Raw genomic sequence first — 22,040 nt, forward strand, 5'->3', positions numbered from 1 at the left:
CAATGCCGCAACGTCCCAACTTTCTGGTGATTCTGGCCGACGACCTAGGCTTTTCCGACATCGGTGCGTTCGGCGGCGAAATCGCCACGCCTAACCTTGATGCACTGGCCCGCAACGGCCTGCGCCTGACCGATTTCCACACCGCACCGACCTGCTCGCCGACGCGCTCGATGCTGCTGACCGGCACCGATCATCACATCGCCGGCATCGGCACCATGGCCGAAGCGTTGACCCCGGAACTGATCGGCAAACCCGGTTACGAGGGCTACCTCAACGACCGCGTCGTCGCGCTGCCCGAGCTGCTGCGCGAGGCCGGCTATCAAACCTTGATGAGTGGCAAATGGCATCTTGGTCTGAAGGCCGAACTGGCACCCCATGCGCGCGGCTTCGAGCGTTCGTTTTCGCTGTTGCCGGGCGCTGCCAACCACTATGGTTTCGAGCCGACCTACGATGAGCAAACGCCGGGCCTGCTGAAATCCACCCCGGCGCTGTACATCGAGGACGATCAGTTTGTCGATGAGCTGCCGAAGGATTTCTATTCCTCCGACGCCTTCGGCGACAAGCTGCTGCAGTACCTCAAGGAACGCGATCAGACCCGGCCGTTCTTCGCTTACTTGCCCTTCTCCGCGCCGCACTGGCCGCTGCAGGCACCGGCCGAGATCGTCGAGAAATACCGTGGCCGTTATGACGCCGGCCCGCAAGTGCTGCGCCTCGAACGCCTGGAAAAACTCAAGGCGCTGGGCCTGATCGACGCGGACGTCGAGCCGCACCCGCTGATTCAGCTCAGCGCGCAGTGGGACGCGTTGAGCGATGAGCAAAAGCAGATTTCCGCACGAGCCATGGAGGTCTACGCGGCGATGGTCGAGCGCATGGACTGGAACATCGGCCGGGTCGTCGATTACCTGCGCCAGCAAGGCCAGCTCGACAACACCTTCATCCTGTTCATGTCCGACAACGGTGCCGAAGGCGCGCTGCTGGAAGCGTTCCCCAAGTTCGGTCCGGAGCTGATGACCTACCTGAACCAGCACTACGACAACAGCCTCGACAACATCGGCCGGGCCAATTCCTACGTCTGGTACGGGCCGAACTGGGCGCAAGTGGCAACCGCGCCGTCACGCTTGTTCAAGGCTTTCACCACCGAGGGCGGGATCCGCGTGCCGGCGCTGCTGCACTATCCTCAACTGCCACTCAAAGGGCAGATCAGCCATGGTTTCGGCACGGTGATGGACATCACCCCGACCATTCTCGATCTGGCTGGCGTGCGGCATCCGGGCAAACAGTGGAAAGGCAAAGCGGTGGCGCCACTGCGCGGCAAGTCGTGGCTGGGCTTTTTGTCCGGCGAGACCGCGCAGGTGCATGACGAACACACGGTGACCGGTTGGGAGTTGTTCGGCCGACGGGCGATTCGCCAGGGCTCGTGGAAGGCCGTGTGGATTCCCGGGCATGTAGGGCCGGCGACCTGGCAGCTCTATGATCTGGCTAGCGATCCGGGGGAGATTCATGATCTGGCGTTGAGTCAGCCGCTGAAACTCACTGATCTGATCGGGCATTGGCAGCGCTATGTCGAGGAGACCGGAGTGATCCTCAGTGCTTCGCCGTTTCAGCCGGATTGACGTTGCCTGACCTGACGCCTTCGCGAGCAGGCCCGCTCCCACAGGGGATTTGTGTCGATCACAGATTCAATGTGGGCTTGCTCGCGAAGAGGCGCTTGAAAACAACCCATCAGGCCTGAGCTGAACGTACCTCTTTACTCACCATCTCAGCCTGCCGAACAAACCGGTTCGCCCGCCCGAACGTCCCAAAATCATTAAAGCGCACGCCCATCTCGCGCATCACCTTGTGTGCCACCGGCACGGTCATCTGGCGAATGTAGAACGGCTCCTTGACCACGAAATGATGAATCCCGTGACTGCTGCCGAAGTTGAAGCAGAACGCCTGCAACGGCCACAGCCACCAAGGGTTCAGCACCTGGCATTGCTGCAGCACATTGCCCGGTTCGACGTCACCGTAGTAATGCATGTTCGAGCTGATGAAGTGCAGGCAAAAAGTGCGCAATACGTTGGGGCCGATGATCACCACGGCGGCGATATCGATCACCTGCATCACCGAGAGCGTGGTGGCCGACCACTCGATGGGCGAGCCGAGCAAATGCGCGATGCCGTTGGCCGCGTGAAAGCCGAGAAATACATACCACGCGCCCCAGTGCAGCAGCGCCAGCGGTGCGTAGACCTTGAGCACGCGTTTGCCGATGCTCAGCTTGTGCGCCCAGGTCTTGGCGCGGAGCAGGCGGATGAACGCCGACATCATGTTGTCGCCCACCATCAACAGTCGCGCAAAACCCCACGGCTCGCCGTTGGTGATCGCGCGCTCTTCCATGTCGGCTTCGGTGCCGGACACTTTGTGATGGTTGAGGTGCAGATGCCGACGGATCCAGGGATTGATCGTGCTCGGCCGCGCCAGCCAGACCAGGGCCATCATCAGGTTGTGCGGCACGCGCTGTTTGCGGAAGTACATGCTGTGGATCAGGTCATGTTCCAGCTCATGGGTCAGCGAGGCGAAAAACGCATTGAGCAGCAGGCACACCCACCAAGCCATATGGCCGGTGATGTACAGCGCCGCCGAGCCGATCATTCCGGCCAGCGCGAACGCCAGAATCCCCGTGCCCAGAGCATCCTGATGCTGAAGAATCGGGTAGCGCTCACGCAATTCCACACCTTTGGCCAGCACCACCTGGCGAATATGTGCCGAGCGCTGCGCCGCATTCAGTCGTTCGGGGCTTGCAGAAGTACCGTCCATGCTTCCATCCTCGGGTCTAAGATGAATGCATCGTGCCTCGCCGTGGTTCGATCCGCGCTAGCCAAGAACGCCAACCTGTTGACCGGACGCGCCAATCCGCATGAAGGAACCGACCTCCCTTGCCAGCTGGACCCGCGCCTTGCGCAAACAACTCGACGCGCTGGGGCTGGACAGCTTTGCCTTGTGCCAACGGGCCGGGCTCGACCCGAGCCTGATGGACGACCCCAACGCGCGCTATCCGCTGTCCGGCACCACGCGTTTATGGGCGCTTGCCGTCGAGGCCAGCGGCGACCCGGCGCTGGGCTTGCGCGTGTCGCGTTTTGTCAGCCCGACCACTTTCCACGCGCTCGGGTACGCGCTGGTAGCCAGCGGCAGTTTGCGCGAGGTGTTCGAGCGCATCGTGCGTTATCACCCGGTGGTCAGCGATGCGCTGGAACTGGAACTGAGCCGCCACGAAGACCGCTATCAATTCCGCCTGAAAATTCCCCCAGGCAACCCGGCGCCGGCCTTCGAAGCCATCGACGCCTTCGCCGCGATCTATGTGCGCACCTGCCGCAATCGACTCGGCCGTGATTACGCGCCGCTGGCGGTTTATCTGCGCCGCCCTGAACCGACCGATGCCCATCAATGGCACAAAGTCTTTCGCGCATCTGTGCATTTCGGCTGCGCCGAGGATCGCCTGGAATTCGCCCTCGCCGACTTCGATAGCCACCTCGACGACGCCAACCCGGAACTGGCCGAACACAACGAAGCGGTGCTCAAACGCACCCTCGCCCAGCTCAAGCCGCTGACCTGGGAACGCAAAGTGCGCGATGCCATTGAAGAACAATTACCCGAAGGCGAACCGAGCGCCGAACGCATCGCCCAGGCCTTGCACCTGAGCCTGCGCAGCCTGCAACGGCATCTGGCGGATGAAGGTTGCCGCTTCGACACCTTGCTCAACGAAAGCCGCGAAAACCTCGCGCTGCTGCACCTGCGCGACCCGCAATGCTCGTTGAGTGAGGTGAGTTATCTGCTGGGATTCGCCGACACCAGCAGCTTCAGCCGCGCGTTCAAGCGCTGGACGGGTATGACGCCGGGGCAGTTTCGCGATGGGTTGCGTTGAGTAACTCGGCATTTGCCGTGCATCGACTGGCCTCTTCGCGAGCAAGCCCGCTCCCATATTTGAAATGCATTCCCCTGTGGGAGCGGGCTTGCTCGCGAAGGCGTCCTTCAAATCACCAAAAAGCCCAGCTCGAACACGGTGCCGTCAGCATCACTCCTCACCCGCACCTGCCCGCCATGCAACTGCATGATCGACTGCACAATCGCCAGTCCCAACCCACCCGAATCCCCCGGTTCAGCACGCGAAGGATCGACGCGATAAAAGCGGTCGAACAGTTTGCCAAGATGCTCAGGCGCGATGACCGGGCCGTGGTTGTGCACTTGCAGCCAGCACCTATCCGGTTCGTCGCGGCGTTGCAGGCTGATCAGGGTGCCGGGGTCGGCATGGCGGACAGCGTTGGCCAGCAGGTTGCCGAGGGCGCGTTGCAGCAGTTGCTGGTCGGCGAGCAATTTGCCGTGCATGCGGTTTTGCAGCTGAAGTTCGCGATCATCGGCCAGGGCTTCGAAGTAATCGCAGAGCTCGTCGCCAACGTTGCGCAAGTCCAGTGGTTGCAGATTGAGCGCGCGTTCGGCCTGTTCGGCGCGGGCGAGGAACATCAGGTTCTCGGCCATGCGCTTGAGCCGTTCGAACTCTTCCATGTTCGAGGCCAGCACTTCCTGATATTCAGCCGTGCTGCGCGGGTGGTTGAGGGCCTGGCCGTTGCTCGCGAGCAAGGTGTGCAGCGGCGTGCGGATTTCATGGGCGAGGTCGGCAGAGAATTGCGACAGGCGCTGCACGCTGTCGTCCAGCCGCACGAGCATGGCGTTGAGCGCGTGCACCGGTTCGCGCAACTCGGTCGGCGTGCCGTCAACCGGCAGGCGTCGATCAAGGCTGCGCAGATCGATACTGCGTACGGCCTCGCTCAACTGATGCAACGGTTGCAGTCCCCGACGCAGCAACAACAGGCCCAGCGCAAAAGCGAGCAACGCGCCGAGGCCGACGGACAAATACAGGCGCAGGCGATAAATGCCGAGCATCTGCTCGCGCTCGCTGAGCACCTTGCCGGCAATCACGGTCAGGGTTTCACCGTTGGGGCCTAGCGCCTGGCCGGACAGCAAGGCCAGTTCGGCACCGTCGTGCGCCTGCCAGGTGAGCACGTCGCGGCGCTGCGGCATTTGCTCTCGCGGTAATGCATTGAGCGCAGGCAACTCACGCTGGCGCGGGTTGATCGCGATCACGCTGGAACCGTCAGCCCGGCGCACCAGCAGCAGGCTGTCGAGATTGCCGAGCATGTTTTGGTACAGCCGTGGTCGTGCCTGCAAGGCGTCGAGGCTGTCGCTGTCGGCGAGCAAGGCGCGCACTTGCTCGAGACGACCAAGCAGGGCCATGTCGTCCCGAAAGGCCAATTCCGAGGCCAGCGAGCGGTAGAGAAAAACGCCGATTGCGCTCAGCACCAGCGCGCAGACTACGGCGAACGCCAGTGCCAGACGCCAGGCGATCGATTTACTCCACATCGTCCGGCGCTTCCAGTTGATAACCGACGCCGCGCACGGTGTGGATAAGTTTCGGCATGTACGGATCGTCGACCTTGGCGCGCAAACGCCGGACGGCGACCTCGACCATGTTGGTGTCGCTGTCGAAATTCAGGTTCCACACCTGCGAAGCGATCAGCGTGCGCGAAAGCACTTCGCCCTGGCGGCTGGCGAGCAATTGCAGCAGGGCGAATTCCTTGTTGGTCAGGGCGATGCGCTGGCCACCGCGACTGACGCGGCGGCGCAGCACGTCGATTTCCAGATCGGCGATGCTGTACGACTCGGCTTCGCGCATCGGCCCGCGTCGCAGCAGTGTGCGCACCCGCGCGAGCAGTTCGGCGAAGGCGAAAGGTTTGAGCAGATAATCATCGGCGCCCAGCTCAAGACCACGGACGCGGTCTTCGATGGCGTCCTTGGCGGTGAGAAACAGCACCGGCGTGGCGCCGCGCTGGCGGATCAGTTGCAGCAATTGCCAACCATTGAGGCCCGGCAGCATCACATCGAGGATGATCAGGTCGTATTCCTGCTGCTCGATGAAATAGCGGCCATCGAGGCCATTGAGCGCCACATCCACGGCATAACCCGACTCGCCCAGGCCCTTGGCGAGGAAGTTGGCGGTTTTGGCTTCATCTTCTACGACCAGCAAACGCATGGCACACCTCGATTGATCAGGTACACAGGCTAGGCGTGTTCGGCGCCGTTGCCCATTACAAACTTGTAATCCGCCTGACGGGGTTCTGACGAAGTGCGCCGGTTAAGGTGCAGACCTTCCCAAACGGAGCCTGCACATGACCGTCAAATACCTTGTCGCCAGCCTGATCATCGGCCTCAGCGGCGCCGCGAGCGCCACGCCAGAACTGCCGCGCCACGCCGATCTCGACCTGAAAACCGCTCGCTGGCTGGCCGACAAAGCGATGAGCAGTTGCACCGGCACAGTGTCGGTGCTCGACCGTGGCGGCAATCTGCTGGTGACGTTGCGTGGTGACGGCGTCGGCCCGCACAACACCGCCGCCAGTCAGCGCAAGGCCTACACCGCGCTCTCGACCAAGACGCCGACGCGGCTGTTCGCCGAGCGCGCCCGCAGCAACCCGGAAACCGCCAACCTCAACACACTCGATGAATTGCTGTTGCTCGGCGGCGGCATTCCGCTGTTCGCCGGCAGCGAACTGGTCGGCGCCATGGGCGTGGCCGGCTCCGGCGGCGGTGAGCAAGACGAAAATTGCGCTCGCGCCGCCGCCGACAAAGCCGGCCTGACCACCACCCGTTCCACTAAGGAGATCCAACCATGACCACCTTGCGCATGACCCTTGCAGCCCTCGGCCTGAGCGCTGTTTCAAGCTTGGCACTGGCCGCTGGCAACCCGCTGAGCGTGCACGTGCTCAACCTGGAAAACGGCCTGCCGTCACCGGGCATCAACGTCACCCTGGAAAAACACGTCGGTGAAAACTGGCAGCCACTGGCCCAGGGCACCACCAACGAACAGGGGCGAATCGCCGAACTGTTCCCGGCCAAACAGACTTTTGAAGCCGGTGAATACCGCGTGGTGTTCAAGACCGGTGAGTACTACCAGAAGATCAAGCACGAGACGTTCTTCCCGGAAATTCCGGTGATCTTTCAGGTCAAGCAGACCGATCAGCATTACCACATCCCGCTGCTGCTGAGCCCGTACGGTTTCTCGACCTATCGCGGTTCTTGATCTCTACGCCAATCAAATGTGGGGGCTTGCTCGCGAAGGCGCAGTGTCAGTCGACGGATGCGTTTACAGGCACACCGCTTTCGCGAGCAAGCCCGATCCCGCAGTTGATGTGAAGCGTTAGTCAAATCGTGGTCAGTGCACGCAATCGCGCGGCATCGAGGATTTCGATCTCGCCGTACGCCAAACCAATAATCCCCTGCCCCTGCAGATCCTTGAGGATCTGGTTGGTGGTCTGCCGCGACAGCGACAACATTGCGGCCAGTTGCTCTTGCGGCAGTTGCAGCACCCGGCGTGGTGCGTCGAGTTCGCCATAGCCTTCGGCGATCATCAGCAAGCGATGGGCCAGACGCGCCGGGGCCGGCAGCAAGCTCAGCTGTTCGAGATTAATAAAGGCCAGGCGCAACTTGTGGCTCATCAGCAACGCCAGATGCCGCCAATACTGCGGCTGTTCGTCGAGCAATTTGAGCAACGCCGCCTGCGCAATATTCAGCAAGGTACACGGCCCGACCGCATAGGCGTCATGGGTACGTGGCTGACCGTCGAACAGGCAGATTTCGCCGAACCAGTGCGGCGCCTCCACCAGGCTCAACAACGCTTCCTTGCCCTGCTCGCTCACCGCGCCAATGCGCACGGCGCCATCGAGCACCGCGTACAGACCGCACGGCGCATCGCCGCGCTGGAACAGCCGTTGCCCCGCCGTCAGCCGCCGCTCCCGGGCCAGCGCCAGCAGGCTATCCTGAAAAGATCCAGGCAGATGACTGAACCACTGGCCGCTGAGCAACCGTGCACGAATTTGCATAACCACTCCTGGAGTGTCGCCTGCCCGACAGAGCGAACGCGGATCCCGAGGGATGATGCATCCAACCCCACTGGAGGAACAACAATGAAAAGCCTCGTCGACCACCTCAGTCAATACGCCGCCTACCACCGCGACCCGCGCAACATCGCCAGCCACTTTATCGGCATTCCGCTGATCGTGGTGGCGGTGGCTGTGCTGCTGTCACGGCCGCAATGGGCGCTGAGCGGGCTGTGGATATCTCCGGCGGTTGTGGTGGCGCTGGCCTCGGCGTGGTTTTACCTGCGTCTGGAGGTGAAGCTTGGCGTGTTGATGACAGTACTGATGGGGCTGTCGGTGTGGGCCGGGCATGCGCTGGCGCAGCAGAGCACCCTGGTCTGGCTGAGCAGCGGCCTGGCGATGTTCGTGATCGGCTGGGTGATCCAGTTTGTCGGGCATCACTATGAAGGGCGCAAACCGGCATTTGTCGATGACATCAGCGGGCTGATTGTCGGGCCGCTGTTTGTCGTCGCCGAGTTGGCGTTTTTGCTGGGGATGCGGCAGGAATTGAAACAAGAGATCGAGTTGCGGGCGGGGGTGGTGCGGGTCAATCCGAATCGCAAAGCGGCGGCTTAGGCCGCTTGAAAGATCGCAGCCTGCGGCAGTTCCTACAGTGGGTTTGGTCGATCACGAAATGTGTGACCAACCGAAACCCCTGTAGGAGCTGCCGCAGGCTGCGATCTTTTGATCTTAGAGGCTGGCGACTTTCTGCCAGACCTTCGGCTTGAAGAACAGGGTTTCACCCTTGGCCAACCCGATCAGGCTGTCGTGATCCTTCACCACTTCAGCCTCGATCAGATCCGTCTGCCCTTCAACCTTCAGCGTCACTCGGGTAGTCGCGCCCAACGGCCGGATATCACGCACCTCTGCCGCGTGGTGATCTTCCAGCTCATGCCTGGATAACGACACTTCGTGCGGGCGGAACAGCACGTGGTTGTCGTCGCTCAGCAGCAAGCGATTCGAGTCGCCGAGGAAGTGATAGACGAAATCGCTGGCCGGGTTTTCGTAGACGTCGCCCGGTGAGCCGATCTGCTCGATCACGCCTTTGTTCATCACCACGATACGGTCGGCGACTTCCATCGCTTCTTCCTGGTCGTGGGTCACAAACACCGAAGTCAGGTTGATGTCTTCGTGCAGCCGCGCCAGCCAGCGCCGCAGTTCCTTGCGCACCTTGGCATCGAGGGCGCCGAACGGTTCATCCAGCAGCAGCACTTTCGGCTCCACCGCCAAAGCACGGGCCAAAGCGATACGCTGACGCTGACCACCGGACAACTGCTCCGGGTAGCGATCCGACAACCAGTCCAGTTGCACCATGTTCAGCAGTTCGTGAACCTTGCTGGCGATCTGGCTTTCGCTCGGGCGCTGGTTTTTCGGTTTCATGCGCAGGCCGAACGCGACGTTGTCGAACACTGTCATGTGGCGGAACAAGGCGTAATGCTGGAACACGAAACCGACGTTACGATCACGCACATCGTGGCCGGAAACGTCTTCGCCGTGAAAAACGATGTTGCCCTGATCCGGGGTTTCCAGACCGGCAATAATGCGCAGCAAGGTGGTTTTGCCGCAGCCCGACGGACCAAGCAGCGCGACCAGCTCACCGCTGTGGATATCCAGGCTGATGTTGTCCAGCGCCTTGAACGCGTTGAAATTCTTGCTGACGTTACGCACTTCGATCGACATGAATTATTCCTCCGCGGCGCTGGCGCGCAGGCGGTTGATACGGTTTTCGCTCCACTGCTTGAGCAGCAGGATGAAGAGCGCCAGGATCAGCAACAGGCTCGCCACGGCGAACGCGGCCACGTGGTTGTATTCGTTGTAGAGGATCTCGACGTGCAGCGGCAAGGTGTTGGTCACCCCGCGAATGTGCCCGGACACCACCGACACCGCACCGAACTCACCCATGGCCCGCGCGGTACACAACACCACGCCATAAATCAGGCCCCACTTGATGTTCGGCACGGTGACGTGCCAGAACATCTGCCAGCCATTGGCGCCGAGCAGGCGCGCCGCTTCTTCTTCCTGCGTGCCTTGTTCCTGCATCAGCGGAATCAGCTCGCGGGCCACAAATGGCACGGTGACGAAAATCGTCGCCAGCACAATGCCCGGCAGGGCGAAGACGATCTGGATGTCGTGATCCTGCAGCCACGGCCCGAACAGACCCTGAGCGCCGAACATCAGCACGTAGACCAGACCGGCGATCACTGGCGACACCGAAAACGGCAGGTCGATCAGTGTCACCAGCATGCTCTTGCCGCGGAACGAGTATTTACTCACGCACCACGCGGCGCTGACGCCGAACACCAGGTTAAGCGGCACCGATATCAGCACTGCAAACACGGTGAGTTTCAACGCCGAAAGCGCGTCCGGTTCAAAAATCGCGGTGAAAAATGCACCAAGGCCATTCTTCAAACCCTGCGATACCACAATGAACAACGGCAGCAGCAGAAACAGGAAAAAGATCAGCCAGCCAAGACCGATCAGGACTCTGCGCGAAGTCGCACTGCCACGCCGCGCAGCGTTGGCCGCAGAGGCAGCCGCAATAGACGATTGGGACATGTTCGCGCCTCCTTATGGGGTTTCGATGCGCCGCTGCAGCAAGTTGATCAGCAGCAACAGGACAAAGGAAACCACCAGCATCAACACGCCGATGGCCGTGGCGCCGGTGTAATCGTACTGGTCGAGCTTGACCATGATCAGCAGCGGCAGGATCTCGGTTTTCATCGGCATGTTGCCGGCGATGAAAATCACCGAACCGTACTCGCCGACGCCACGCGCGAACGCCAGAGCAAAACCGGTCAGCCAGGCGGGCAGCAGTGCCGGAACCAGAATGTGGCGAAATACTTGCCATGGCTTCGCACCCAGGCACGCCGCCGCTTCTTCGACTTCACGGGGAATGTCGGCCAGCACCGGTTGCACCGTGCGCACCACGAACGGCAGTGTGACGAAGGTCAGCGCCAAAGTGATGCCCAGCGGGGTATAGGCGATCTTGAAACCCAGGTCAGCGGCAAACTGCCCGACCAGTCCGGCCGGGGCGTACAGCGCAGTCAGTGCGATACCGGCCACGGCGGTGGGCAGCGCGAACGGAAGATCGATCATCGCGTCGATGACCTTGCGCCCCGGGAAGGTGTAGCGCACCAGCACCCAGGCCAGCAGCGTGCCGATGATGCCGTTGATGATCGCCGCGCACAGCGCGGTGCCGAAGCTCAGCTTCAACGCCGCCAGCACCCGCGGTGCGGAAATGATCGTCCAGAACTGATCCCAGGTCAGCTGGGCGGCGTGGACGAACATCGCCGCCAGCGGGATAAGCACAATCAGGCTGAGGTACACCAAGGTGTAACCCAGCGTCAGCCCGAAGCCGGGTATGACGGGGGAGATACGACGCGACATAAAAGTCCCTGGTTGAAAACGCATCAATGTGGGAGCGGGCTTGCTCGCGAATGGGGGTATTCATTCAACATTTACGTCGCCTGACATACCGTCTTCGCGAGCAAGCCCGCTCCCACATGGTTTCGTGCCTGAGCTTCAGGCCCGTTATGGGTCAGATTACTGCGCCTGATAAATCTGGTCGAACACGCCGCCGTCGTTGAAGAATTTCGGCTGCGCGGATTTCCAGCCGCCGAAGTCCTTGTCGATGGTCACCAGTTCCAGTTTCGGAAACTGCTGGGCGTACTTGGCCGCTACGTCCTTGTCACGAGGTCGGTAGAAATTTTTCGCGGCGATTTCCTGGCCGGCCGGGCTGTACAGGTGCTTGAGGTAGGCCTCGGCGATCTGCGCGTTGCCTTTCTTCTCGGCATTCTTGTCGACCACCGCCACGGGTGGTTCGGCAAGAATCGACAGCGACGGCACGACGATGTCGAACTTGTCTGCGCCGCCGTCTTCTTTCAGCGCCAGGAACGCTTCGTTTTCCCAAGCCAGCAACACGTCGCCCTGGCCGTTGTTGACGAAGGTAATGGTCGAACCACGGGCGCCGGTGTCGAGGATCGGCACATGCTTGAACAGGGTTTGCACATATTCCTTGGCCTTGGCTTCATCACCGCCGTTGGCTTTCAGGCCATAGGCCCACGCGGCGAGGAAGTTCCAGCGCGCACCGCCCGACGTTTTCGGGTTCGGCGTGATCACCGAGACGTCGTTCTTGACCAGATCGCCCCAGTCCTTGATGCCTTTCGGGTTGCCCTTGCGCACCAGGAACACGATGGTCGAGGTGTAAGGCGTGCTCGCTTGCGGCAGGCGCGTCTGCCAGTCGGCGGGCAGGCTCTTGCCGAGCTTGGCGATTTCGTCGATGTCACCAGCCAGCGCCAGGGTCACCACGTCAGCACGCAGACCGTCGATGACCGCACGACCCTGCTTGCCCGAACCGCCATGGGATTGCTGGATTTTCACCGTGTCGCCGGCATGATCTTTCTGCCAGAACTTGATGAATTCGGCGTTGTATTCCTGATACAGCTCGCGCGTCGGGTCATACGACACGTTGAGCAGTTCGTAATCCTTGGCAACGGCGGAACCGGCAAACACGGCACTGACCAGCGCGGCCAAAGCGTAACGGCGAATCGACGACATGGTGAAAGCTCCTGGAATTCCTGGTGGTGGCTTTTTCTTATGTATTTCGGAAATTGTGGTGCCGTTTAAAAGATCGCAGCCTTCGGCAGCTCCTACACACACAGCCCCCTGCAGGCGCCGCCGAAGGCTCGGGCCGCGATCGAACGATCTTTTGATTTCAGCCCGGCTGCTTACCGGGCTGCTGCAAGCGGAATTTCTCCTTGCGTTCGATCTGCACGACCTGGGCGTTATGCACAGTGATCTCCACCGCGCCAAACCGCAGATCGCGCAGCGCGCTCTGGATTTCACGCAAGATGGTGCTTTCGTCCTGACCGTCAACGCTGCGAAGGGATGCGCTCATGGTGCTGCTCCTTTGAAGGGGATTTGCCTGGCAGTGGGCGGCACTGCGTTCGGCGTGGGAGCAATATAAGAGAGGCATGGATATTCTTAAAAAGACTATTTAAGAATGTTTATATAACCAGAATTGTTTACCTGCCTTCACAAGGGGTTGCAGCCTCTAAAAGCAAAAGATCGCAGCCCTCGGCAGCTCTACACCGATCCATGTAGGAGCTGCCGAAGGCTGCGATCTTTTGATCCTTCACTCAATCACAGGCGCTCTTGCCCAATCGATATCCTGCGCAGGCAACGGCCGCCCAAACCAATACCCCTGCCCCAGATCACACGCGTGCTCCAGCAAAAACGCCGCCTGCTCAACCTGCTCGATCCCTTCAGCATGCACCTGCATGCCCATGCTCCGCGCCAGCGCGATGATCACCCGGACGATCGCCACGTCATCCTCATCCCACGGCAAACCTGCGACGAAGCCCTGATCGATCTTGAGTTTCTGCACCGGCAGCCGCTTGAGCCGCAGCAGCGAGGAATAACCGGTGCCGAAATCATCAATGGCCAGGCGCACACCCAATTCACGCAAACGATGCATCTGCTCCAGCGCCACCTCCGGATCGTCCATCACCGCGCTTTCGGTGACTTCCAGTTCCAGATACGCCGGATCCAGCCCCGTGTCGTGCAGCACCTGCGCCACCTGCTGATAAAGCTCACGCCGGGCAAACAGCCGCGACGAAACATTCACCGCGACGAACGCCAGCACCACACCGCTCTGCTGCCATTGGCACATCTGCCGGCAGGCCTGCTGCATCACCCAGGCATCAATGTCGGCGATCAGCCCAGTGCGCTCGGCAATCGGAATGAATTCTGCCGGCGACACCAGCCCGCGCTGCGGATGTTGCCAGCGCACCAGTGCTTCGACGCCGATCAGACGGCTGCTTTGCAGGTCATGCACTGGTTGGTAATAGACGCGCAGTTCCTCTTGCTCCAGTGCGCGGCGCAGTTCGAAGGCGATTTCGACCCGTTGCTGGGCGTGGGCGGTCAGCTCTTCGGTATACAGCGCGTAGCCATTGCGCCCGCTGCTTTTGGCCTTGAACAGCGCGCTGTCGGCATTGCGCAACAACTGCTCGGCGCTCAAGGCATCGCTGGGGAACAGACTGATGCCGATGCTGGCATTGATGAACAGTTGATTGCCGTCAATCAGCATCGGCTCCTTTAACGCGTCCAGCATCCGTTGCGCCAATGCCGCCGCCTGCGCAGGCTGTGGACAACTTTCCGCGAGCACCGCGAACTCGTCGCCACCCAACCGCGCCAGGGTGATGCCGGAACCGAACAGTTCCTGCAAACGCGTCGCCACCGCTTTGAGCAATCGGTCACCGACGTTATGCCCGAGACTGTCATTGATCATCTTGAAGTGATCCAGATCGAGCATCAGCAGCGCACAGCCACGCTTGTGCGTTTGCGCCGACGCCAGCGCCTGCTCGGCGCGGTCGCTGAACAGCAGACGATTGGGCAGATCGGTCAACGGATCGTGATGGGCCAGGTGTTTGAGCTCGGACTCGGAATCCTTGATCGCACTGATATCGGAGAACACCGCCACGTAGTGACTGAGCCGACCGAAATCATCGTGAATCGCCCGGATGGTTTGCCACTGTGGATAAATCTCGCCGGTCTTGCGTCGGTTCCAGATCTCCCCGCTCCACTCACCTTCGGCTTGAAGAGTGGCAAACATCGCCTGATAAAAGCCCGACGGATGGTGGCCGGACTTGAACAGGCTGGGCTGCTGGCCGATCACCTCGTCGCGCCGATAACCGGTGATCTCAATAAAGGCGCGATTGACGTGCACGATCAGGCCCCGATGATCGGTAACCAGCACACCTTCGCGGGTGCAGTCGAACACGGCGGCCGCCTGACGCAGGCGCTCACGGTCGCTATGGCGCTCGCGCAGACGCGCACCAATGCCGAGAAACCGGCAAAGACGCGCCCGCGCGAGAAAAATCAGCCCGGCGCTGACCGCCGCCAGCAGATAACCGTTGATCAGTTGCCAACGGGCCAGCTCAGCGGAGTCATCGAAGAATTTGCTTAATAAATGATCAGAAACCCGCAGCCATACGGCGGCCAGTACGAGGTAGAGCAGCGCTGCACGCAGGGCATCGCGGTAAGTCGCAGACATTCGGTCGTCCATGTCCCTACAAAAAGGTTGGAATTATAGGTGAAGAAACATTCAGCGACTTCTTATCTGAAAGGCCGACTGGTTTTATCTGTGTGCTTGGTGATAATGCAACGGCTGTTTTTATCTTTATCGAGGGCCCTATAGCCTATGTGGTACGAAGGTTTTCTTGGCTTGTCGGCCTGGTCACTGGTCGCGGTCACCCTGCTGATGACCCATGTGACTATTATTGCCGTCACGGTCTATCTGCACCGATACTCGGCCCACCGCTCGCTCGAGCTGAATGCGGGTCTCAAGCACTTTTTCCGTTTCTGGCTGTGGCTGACCACGGCACAGAACACCCGCGAGTGGACTGCCATCCACCGCAAACACCACGCCAAATGCGAAACCGAAGATGACCCGCACAGCCCGGTGATCAAGGGTCTGTCCACCGTGCTGCGCACCGGTGCCGAGCTGTACCGCAGCGAAGCGCAGAACCCGGAAACCCTGCGCATCTACGGCAAGAACTGCCCCGAAGACTGGATCGAACGCAACGTCTACAGCCGCTACCCACTGCTGGGCGTAGCGATCATGGGCGTCATCGACCTGCTGCTGTTCGGCACCATCGGCATCACTATCTGGGCCATCCAGATGATGTGGATTCCGGTGTGGGCTGCGGGGGTTATCAATGGTCTGGGCCATGCTGTCGGCTATCGCAATTTCGAATGCCGTGACGCGGCGACCAATCTGGTGCCGTGGGGCATCCTGATCGGCGGCGAAGAACTGCACAACAACCATCACACCTACCCCAACTCGGCCAAGCTGTCGGTGAAGAAATGGGAATTCGACCTCGGCTGGGCGTGGATCAAGGTCTTCTGCTTCCTGCGTCTGGCCAAGGTGCAGCGAGTCGCACCGATCGCCCACCGCGTCGAAGGCAAGGGCAGCCTGGATATGGACACCGCCATGGCGATCCTCAACAACCGGTTCCAGATCATGGCCCAGTACCGCAAATTGGTGATCGGCCCGCTGGTCAAGCAAGAGCTGGCCAAGGTCGATCATTCGGTGCGCCACCAGTTCTACCGGGCCAAACGCCTGCTGTCGCGGGAAACCAGCCTGCTGGAAGACCGTCATCACCTGCGCATCCAGACCATGCTCGAACACAGCCAGGCGCTGAAAGTCATTTACGAGAAACGTTTGGCTCTGCAGCAGATCTGGGTCAAGACCAGCTCCAATGGCCACGACATGCTCGCCGCCATCAAGGAATGGATTCACGAGGCGGAGGCCAGTGGCATCCAGTCGTTGCGTGACTTTGCCGATCAGCTGAAAACCTACTCGCTGCGTCCTGCGGCGGTCTGACCCGCCATTGGCTGCGATCTTCTGATTCTGGATCAAAAGATCGCAGCCTCGTTGCCTGCATCAGCTCCTGCACCTCGCCGCCTGGCGGGACTCGGTAGTGGCCGGGAACTTCGCCGAAAATCCTCTATCTCAATGACACTTCGCCATCCCGGCGGGCTGTCCTGTGGCCGTTGTCGACATTGCGACGCGCCCTTTGAGATTTGTGCCGATGGTCAACAACAACCAGAAAGACACATCCTTCACCCAATGGCCCGAGGCCGCGCAAACGCTGATGGCGCTGATGCATGCGCAAGGCGAAGTGGCGCGCCTGAGCGAGCGCGAACAGCTGATCAGTTCGCTGCTGGTCAGCGTCAATGCCGTGCTCTGGGCCTTCAACTGGGAAACCCGACAGGTGCTGTACGTCAGTCCGGCCTATGAACGGATTTTCGGCCGTTCCGCCGCGCTGTTGCTCGCTGACTACAACCAGTGGCGTGACAGTATTTACCCAGATGATCTGGAGTACGCCGAACAGAGCCTCGCCGAAGTTCTGCACCAAGGTGCGGTGGAAGATCGCGAATACCGCATCATCGCTGCTGACGGCCAGGTACGCTGGCTCAGCGACAAATGTTTTATCAATCGGCAGGACGAGCCTGGGCAACCGGTGATCATCGTCGGCATCGCCGAAGACATCACCGACAAGAAGCACATGGAAACCGAGCTGCAGCGCTTGGCCACCACCGATGTGCTGACGCAAAGCAGCAACCGCCGCCACTTCTTCGAATGCGCCCATCGCGAGTTCGCCGAGGCGCGCCGGCAAGGCACGCCGCTGGCCTTCCTGCTGCTGGACATCGATGACTTCAAAGTGATCAACGACAGCTACGGCCACCCTGAAGGCGACAACGTGCTGCAACGGATTGCTGAGTGCGGCCGCGGCTCATTGCGCCGTGGCGACCTGTTCGGGCGGATTGGCGGTGAGGAGTTCGCGGCGGTGTTCCCCGGCTGTGCGCCCGAGATGGCCGTGCAGGTGGCGGAACGATTGCAGCAGGAGATCCAGCGACTGCGCTTCAACCACGACGGTCAGCCGTTCAGCATCACCGTGAGCCAGGGCCTGACCAACCTCACGGACGAAGACAAGAGCCTCGACAGCCTGTTCGCCCGGGCGGACGCGGCGATGTACGAGGCGAAGCGGCAGGGCAAGAACCGGATTATTGCGGCCTGAGCACACCGTTCAGTCATATGAATATTCGAAGTGGGAGCGGGCTTGCTCGCGAAAGCGTCGTGTCCGTCAAGTGTTGTATGCACTGACATGACGCCTTCGCGAGCAATCCCGCTCCCACAGTTTGAAATGCGGAATCAGGTTATTTGCGCATCCGCATCAATTCCGGCAAGCCGATCTTGAGCAAACGCGCCGTCCGGCTCTTCGCCAGCTCCTCGACGCCTTCGTGCTCGGTCAGCCGGGCCATCTGCGCCGCCATGTTCATCACCAGCGCCTCGCGGGAATACACGCCGCCGCCCAGCTGGTAGACCGAAGCAATCAACTCGCGCAACTCCAGCGGCAGTCGCCAGCGAGTGCGCAATGCCGAGCCATAAGAAGCGCCATACTTCGCCAACGCTTCACCGACCTCTTCCAACTCGTCCAGCTCGCCGCCGGCCTGCTGCCATTCCTGCAAACAGCGCAGCAGCGCAAGATCACCGAGCCGATGCAGCATACCCGCGCAATAGCAGCGCTCCTGATCGAGATCGAGCAAGCGCGCCAGCGTACGCGCATATTCCGCAGTATGCAGAGAAAGCCCCCAATAACGCTCTGCGTAGTCCGCCAGGCATGGATCGCTGAGCCGCGCGCTGCGTTTGAGCGCCAGCCCGAGAATCAGGTTCATGCTCTGCCCGGTGCCGAGTCGATGCAGCGCCTGAGCCAGGGTCTGCACCGGCGCGCCGTAGTGTTGCGCGGCACTGTTGGCGGCTGCGATCAGCACGGCGGTAATCTGCGGATCGGTGCGCACCTCTTCCTCCAGCAGCTTGAGATCCAGCCCCTCGGGATTGAGGCTGCGCTTGACCGCCACTTGCACATCGGTCATCAGCGGCGCGCCATCAGCCTGCTCGCGACGCCGCTCAAGGAACACCGACAGGGTCATGCCCGGCGCCAATGCCGGCACTTCGCAAACCACCGCTTCGCCAGCATTGAGCAGCAAACCTTGCAAACGCTCGGTCAGGCCTTCCATGTTCAACGGTTTGGTCAGGTACGCCGTCGGCGCCAGCGGAATCGCTTCGCGCACGCTGGCGCTGTCGTTGCGGCTGCTCATCAAAATGAACGGCAGCGGCGGATTACGTTTGCGCTGACGCACGCTGCGCAGCACATTCAAGCCATCGACGCCGGGCAACTCCCAATCGACGATGGCCAGGTCATAGGGCACCTCGCCAAGCAACGACAACGCTTGTTGGCCATCGGCACACAGATCCAGCCGCGCATCGCAGCGCACGTTGAGCAGCACTTGTTTGAGCAGGTCGCGGGACCACGGATCGGCCTCGGCAATCAGCACCCGGGGTACGGCGGGTAAATCAACGGCAGTCATGCGCGCTCTCCTTGCAATGCCTGAACCTTAGCCAATGCTGGCGATTCGATACAGCGCAAACACGTCCGATGTGTTTCTACAGCCATAAAAAAACCCGCCGAAGCGGGTTTTTGTCGAGCAGGTCACAGCAATGGATCAGAGTTCAGAGAAGCACTCTTCGATGATCGCCAGACCTTTGTCCAGTTGCTCGTCCGGCGAAGTCAGCGGCACCAGCACACGCAGCACGTTACCGTAAGTGCCGCAGGACAACAGGATAAGGCCCTTGTCACGCGCCTTGGCCACCACAGCGGCTACAGCGGTCGGGTTTGGCTTGTGGCTGTCACCGTTTTCGAACAGCTCGAGCGCGATCATCGCGCCCAACGCACGCACTTCGCCGATCACCGGGTACTTGGCCTGAATCGCCTTCAGGCCAGTGACTAGACGCTCACCGACAGCCTTGCAGCGGTCCAGCAGTTGCTCTTCCTCAAACACTTCCATTACCGCCAGCGCAGCGGCGCAAGCGATCGGGCTACCGGCGTAGGTGCCGCCCAGGCCGCCCGGAGCAATGGCGTCCATGTATTCGGCCTTGCCGCAGACGCCGGCCAGCGGGAAACCGCCAGCGATGGATTTGGCGAAAGTGGTCAGGTCGGCGGCAACGCCCATCTGTTCCATGGCGAAGAAGGTACCGGTACGGCCAGCGCCGGTCTGCACTTCGTCAGCGATCAGCAGGATGCCGTGCTGGTCGCACAGCGCGCGCAGGCGCTTCATGAATTCTTTCGGCGCGACGTAGAAACCACCTTCGCCCTGCACCGGCTCGATGATGATCGCAGCGATGTCTTTCGGCTCTGCGTCGTTCTTGAAGATGCGCTCGATGGAAGCGATCGAATCGTCGATGCTGACGCCGTGCAGTTCGTTCGGGTACAGCGCACGGAAGATGCCGCCTGGCATCAGGCCCATGCCAGCCGAGTACGGCACGACTTTACCGGTCAGGCCCAGGGTCATCATGGTGCGACCGTGGTAGGCGCCGGTGAAAGCGATCACGCCAGCGCGGCCAGTGGCGGCACGGGCGATCTTCACGGCGTTTTCCACCGCTTCGGAACCGGTGGTGACCAGCAGGGTTTTCTTGGCGAAATCACCCGGGACCTTGGCGTTGATTTTTTCGCACAGCTCAACGTACGGCTCGTAGGCCAGCACCTGGAAGCAGGTGTGGGTCAGCTTGTTCAGCTGTTCAGTCACGGCGGCAATGATTTTCGGGTGCACGTGGCCGGTGTTCAGTACAGCGATGCCGCCGGCGAAGTCGATGAACTCACGACCTTCAACGTCGGTCACGGTGGCGTTCTTGGCCGACTCGGCGAAGATCGGGTGGATCTGGCCAACACCACGAGGTACGGCATTGGTGCGGCGGGCCATCAGTTCAGCGTTAGTCTTGCTCATTACAGTCCTCATTCGCCGCTCATCGGGCGGCGCGGTTCAAGGATGAAGCGGGAGGAAGCGGCGGTGGCAGCATGCGATGATCGACTGCCACGGCGTTCCCGGCCGCAGAGAAAATGCAGGTTTTAAACCACGCAAAGGGACAGCGCTCTCGTGCCCTTTGCGTTTGCAGCGATCCCTTTCCCGGCTCAGATGCCCAGGCAGAGGTATTTGATTTCCAGGTAATCTTCGATGCCGTACTTGGAGCCTTCGCGGCCCAGACCCGAGGCCTTGATGCCGCCGAACGGCGCGACTTCGTTGGAGATCAGCCCGGTGTTGACGCCCACCATGCCGTATTCCAGCGCTTCGGCAACACGGAACACACGGCCGAGGTCGCGCGCATAGAAGTACGAGGCCAGACCGAACTCGGTGTCGTTGGACATCGCGATCACTTCGGCTTCATCTTTGAAGCGGAACAGTGGCGCCAGCGGGCCGAAGGTTTCTTCCTTGGCCACCGCAGCGTTTTTCGGCACGTTGGTCAGAATGGTTGGCTCGAAGAAGTTGCCTTCCATCGCCTTTCCGCCAGCCAAAACGGTGGCGCCTTTACTCACGGCGTCAGCGATGTGCTCTTGCACCTTGGCTACGGCTTTTTCGTCGATCAGCGGGCCGGTGGTGGTGCCGTCTTCCAGACCGTTGCCGATCTTCAGTTTGGCCACTGCCACTTTCAGCTTTTCGGCGAACGCATCGTAGACCGCGTCCTGAATGTACAGACGGTTGGCGCAGACGCAGGTCTGGCCATTGTTGCGGTATTTGGAAATGATCGCGCCTTCAACGGCCTTATCCAGATCGGCGTCGTCGAACACGATGAACGGCGCGTTGCCGCCCAGTTCCAGCGAGACTTTCTTGATGTCCTTGGCGCATTCGGCCATCAACTGGCGACCGATTTCGGTCGAGCCGGTGAACGACAGCTTGCGCACGATCGGGTTGCTGGTCAGCTCGCTGCCGATGTCGCCGGCGCTGCCGGAGACCACGCTGAACACGCCCGCCGGAATGCCCGCGCGCTGGGCCAGTTCGGCCAGGGCGAAAGCGGAAAATGGAGTTTGCGATGCCGGCTTGAGCACCATGGTGCAACCTGCGGCCAGCGCTGGGCCGGCTTTACGGGTGATCATTGCCGCCGGGAAGTTCCACGGAGTAATCGCGGCGGTGACGCCGATTGGCTGCTTGATCACGATCAGGCGCTTGTCCGGCTGATGTCCCGGAATCACGTCGCCATAGATGCGCTTGGCTTCTTCGGCGAACCACTCAATGAACGACGCGGCGTAAACGATTTCGCCCTTGGCTTCGGCCAGCGGCTTGCCCTGCTCAAGGGTCATCAGGCGTGCGAGGTCGTCCTGGTTTTCGATCATCAGTTCGAACCAGCGACGCAGCTTGCCGGCACGCTCCTTGGCGGTCAGTGCACGCCAGGCCGGCAGCGCCTTGTCAGCGGCTTCGATGGCACGACGGGTTTCGGCAGCGCCCATTTTCGGCACGGTGCCGAGGATTTCGCCAGTGGCCGGGTTGTTGACCTTGATCGTCTGACCGTTGTCCGCATCGACCCAAGCGCCATCGATGAAGGCTTGCTGGCGGAACAACTGGGTGTCTTTAAGCTGCATGTCGGCTTTCCTTAACAGCACCGCGGCCTGCGCGGAGCAAATTATGATTGTAGAAAGGCGCCTCGCAAGGCTGCCGTCAGGGAAATCAGTGAGCGGAGTGTGGCGCATCTACAGTGCACGA

Annotated in this window: 20 protein-coding genes; 7 read left to right on the forward strand and 13 right to left on the reverse strand. The window is 60.9% G+C overall.

Annotated elements, in window-relative coordinates:
- Positions 1 to 2: 2 nt before the first annotated feature.
- Positions 3 to 1,613 carry an arylsulfatase gene (locus CXF97_RS05535; protein WP_101156970.1) on the forward strand — a complete coding sequence of 537 codons (1,611 nt, stop codon included), beginning with the start codon at positions 3 to 5 and terminating at the stop codon, positions 1,611 to 1,613.
- A 109-nt stretch (positions 1,614 to 1,722) separates the two neighbouring features.
- On the opposite strand, the gene CXF97_RS05540 is transcribed toward CXF97_RS05535, so the two are convergent.
- Positions 1,723 to 2,796 carry a fatty acid desaturase gene (locus tag CXF97_RS05540; protein ID WP_101156971.1) on the reverse strand — a complete coding sequence of 358 codons (1,074 nt, stop codon included), beginning with the start codon at positions 2,794 to 2,796 and terminating at the stop codon, positions 1,723 to 1,725.
- 100 nt (positions 2,797 to 2,896) lie between these two features.
- Between CXF97_RS05540 and CXF97_RS05545 the strand changes: the two genes are divergently transcribed.
- Entirely contained in the window at positions 2,897 to 3,901 is a 1,005-nt protein-coding gene (locus tag CXF97_RS05545; RefSeq protein ID WP_101156973.1) for an AraC family transcriptional regulator, read from the forward strand.
- A 107-nt stretch (positions 3,902 to 4,008) separates the two neighbouring features.
- On the opposite strand, the gene CXF97_RS05550 is transcribed toward CXF97_RS05545, so the two are convergent.
- Complete coding sequence (locus tag CXF97_RS05550; protein ID WP_101156975.1) at positions 4,009 to 5,394, reverse strand: heavy metal sensor histidine kinase; 1,386 nt, start codon at positions 5,392 to 5,394, stop codon at positions 4,009 to 4,011.
- The gene (locus CXF97_RS05555; protein ID WP_101156977.1) at positions 5,384 to 6,064 is read right to left on the reverse strand and encodes a heavy metal response regulator transcription factor; all 681 of its coding nucleotides are present in this window, start codon (positions 6,062 to 6,064) and stop codon (positions 5,384 to 5,386) included. The genes CXF97_RS05550 and CXF97_RS05555 overlap by 11 nt, the downstream gene beginning before the upstream one ends.
- A gap of 136 nt (positions 6,065 to 6,200) precedes the next feature.
- Here CXF97_RS05555 and CXF97_RS05560 point away from each other — a divergent pair, with 136 nt between their 5' ends.
- Both CXF97_RS05560 and uraH read left to right on the forward strand, forming a co-directional pair.
- Positions 6,201 to 6,701: a heme-binding protein gene (locus CXF97_RS05560; protein WP_101156979.1), complete on the forward strand. Its 501-nt coding sequence runs from the start codon at positions 6,201 to 6,203 to the stop codon at positions 6,699 to 6,701.
- The gene (gene uraH / locus CXF97_RS05565; protein ID WP_101156981.1) at positions 6,698 to 7,108 is read left to right on the forward strand and encodes a hydroxyisourate hydrolase; all 411 of its coding nucleotides are present in this window, start codon (positions 6,698 to 6,700) and stop codon (positions 7,106 to 7,108) included. The genes CXF97_RS05560 and uraH overlap by 4 nt, the downstream gene beginning before the upstream one ends.
- A 121-nt stretch (positions 7,109 to 7,229) precedes the next feature.
- Here the strand turns inward: uraH and CXF97_RS05570 are convergent, their stop codons facing one another.
- Positions 7,230 to 7,907: a Crp/Fnr family transcriptional regulator gene (locus CXF97_RS05570; RefSeq protein ID WP_101156983.1), complete on the reverse strand. Its 678-nt coding sequence runs from the start codon at positions 7,905 to 7,907 to the stop codon at positions 7,230 to 7,232.
- A gap of 84 nt (positions 7,908 to 7,991) precedes the next feature.
- Between CXF97_RS05570 and CXF97_RS05575 the strand changes: the two genes are divergently transcribed.
- Positions 7,992 to 8,519 carry a DUF962 domain-containing protein gene (locus CXF97_RS05575; protein ID WP_101156985.1) on the forward strand — a complete coding sequence of 176 codons (528 nt, stop codon included), beginning with the start codon at positions 7,992 to 7,994 and terminating at the stop codon, positions 8,517 to 8,519.
- Between the two features lie 114 nt (positions 8,520 to 8,633).
- Here CXF97_RS05575 and CXF97_RS05580 read toward each other — a convergent pair whose 3' ends face one another.
- The 6 genes from CXF97_RS05580 to dibA form a co-directional block, all read right to left on the reverse strand.
- The gene (locus CXF97_RS05580) at positions 8,634 to 9,623 is read right to left on the reverse strand and encodes a sulfate/molybdate ABC transporter ATP-binding protein (RefSeq protein WP_101156987.1); all 990 of its coding nucleotides are present in this window, start codon (positions 9,621 to 9,623) and stop codon (positions 8,634 to 8,636) included.
- A 3-nt stretch (positions 9,624 to 9,626) separates the two neighbouring features.
- Positions 9,627 to 10,499 (reverse strand): sulfate ABC transporter permease subunit CysW, encoded by an 873-nt coding sequence (gene cysW, locus CXF97_RS05585; RefSeq protein WP_090288166.1) that lies wholly within the window; start codon positions 10,497 to 10,499, stop codon positions 9,627 to 9,629.
- Positions 10,500 to 10,511: 12 nt separating this feature from the next.
- On the reverse strand, positions 10,512 to 11,330 hold the full coding sequence (cysT, locus tag CXF97_RS05590; RefSeq protein ID WP_007917680.1) for a sulfate ABC transporter permease subunit CysT: 819 nt from the start codon (positions 11,328 to 11,330) through the stop codon (positions 10,512 to 10,514).
- Between the two features lie 156 nt (positions 11,331 to 11,486).
- Positions 11,487 to 12,500 carry a sulfate ABC transporter substrate-binding protein gene (locus tag CXF97_RS05595; protein ID WP_101156989.1) on the reverse strand — a complete coding sequence of 338 codons (1,014 nt, stop codon included), beginning with the start codon at positions 12,498 to 12,500 and terminating at the stop codon, positions 11,487 to 11,489.
- 157 nt (positions 12,501 to 12,657) lie between these two features.
- Positions 12,658 to 12,840, reverse strand: a complete 183-nt coding sequence (gene oscA / locus CXF97_RS05600) for a sulfur starvation response protein OscA (protein ID WP_007917682.1) — start codon at positions 12,838 to 12,840, stop codon at positions 12,658 to 12,660.
- A gap of 237 nt (positions 12,841 to 13,077) precedes the next feature.
- Entirely contained in the window at positions 13,078 to 14,997 is a 1,920-nt protein-coding gene (gene dibA / locus CXF97_RS05605) for a phosphodiesterase DibA (RefSeq protein WP_101156991.1), read from the reverse strand.
- A 147-nt stretch (positions 14,998 to 15,144) separates the two neighbouring features.
- Here dibA and desA point away from each other — a divergent pair, with 147 nt between their 5' ends.
- Both desA and CXF97_RS05615 read left to right on the forward strand, forming a co-directional pair.
- On the forward strand, positions 15,145 to 16,329 hold the full coding sequence (gene desA, locus CXF97_RS05610) for a delta-9 fatty acid desaturase DesA (protein WP_101156993.1): 1,185 nt from the start codon (positions 15,145 to 15,147) through the stop codon (positions 16,327 to 16,329).
- A gap of 208 nt (positions 16,330 to 16,537) precedes the next feature.
- On the forward strand, positions 16,538 to 17,527 hold the full coding sequence (locus tag CXF97_RS05615) for a sensor domain-containing diguanylate cyclase (protein WP_101156994.1): 990 nt from the start codon (positions 16,538 to 16,540) through the stop codon (positions 17,525 to 17,527).
- A gap of 139 nt (positions 17,528 to 17,666) precedes the next feature.
- Here the strand turns inward: CXF97_RS05615 and CXF97_RS05620 are convergent, their stop codons facing one another.
- From CXF97_RS05620 to gabD, 3 genes are all read right to left on the reverse strand, one after another.
- Positions 17,667 to 18,878, reverse strand: coding sequence for a response regulator (locus CXF97_RS05620; RefSeq protein WP_101156996.1), 1,212 nt, complete (start codon positions 18,876 to 18,878; stop codon positions 17,667 to 17,669).
- A 135-nt stretch (positions 18,879 to 19,013) separates the two neighbouring features.
- On the reverse strand, positions 19,014 to 20,291 hold the full coding sequence (gene gabT, locus CXF97_RS05625) for a 4-aminobutyrate--2-oxoglutarate transaminase (protein WP_101156998.1): 1,278 nt from the start codon (positions 20,289 to 20,291) through the stop codon (positions 19,014 to 19,016).
- A 185-nt stretch (positions 20,292 to 20,476) separates the two neighbouring features.
- The gene (gabD, locus tag CXF97_RS05630; RefSeq protein ID WP_024011131.1) at positions 20,477 to 21,919 is read right to left on the reverse strand and encodes an NADP-dependent succinate-semialdehyde dehydrogenase; all 1,443 of its coding nucleotides are present in this window, start codon (positions 21,917 to 21,919) and stop codon (positions 20,477 to 20,479) included.
- Positions 21,920 to 22,040 lie beyond the last annotated feature (121 nt).

The sequence above is a fragment of the Pseudomonas sp. Choline-02u-1 genome, assembly GCF_002836515.1.
Taxonomy (GTDB): domain Bacteria; phylum Pseudomonadota; class Gammaproteobacteria; order Pseudomonadales; family Pseudomonadaceae; genus Aquipseudomonas.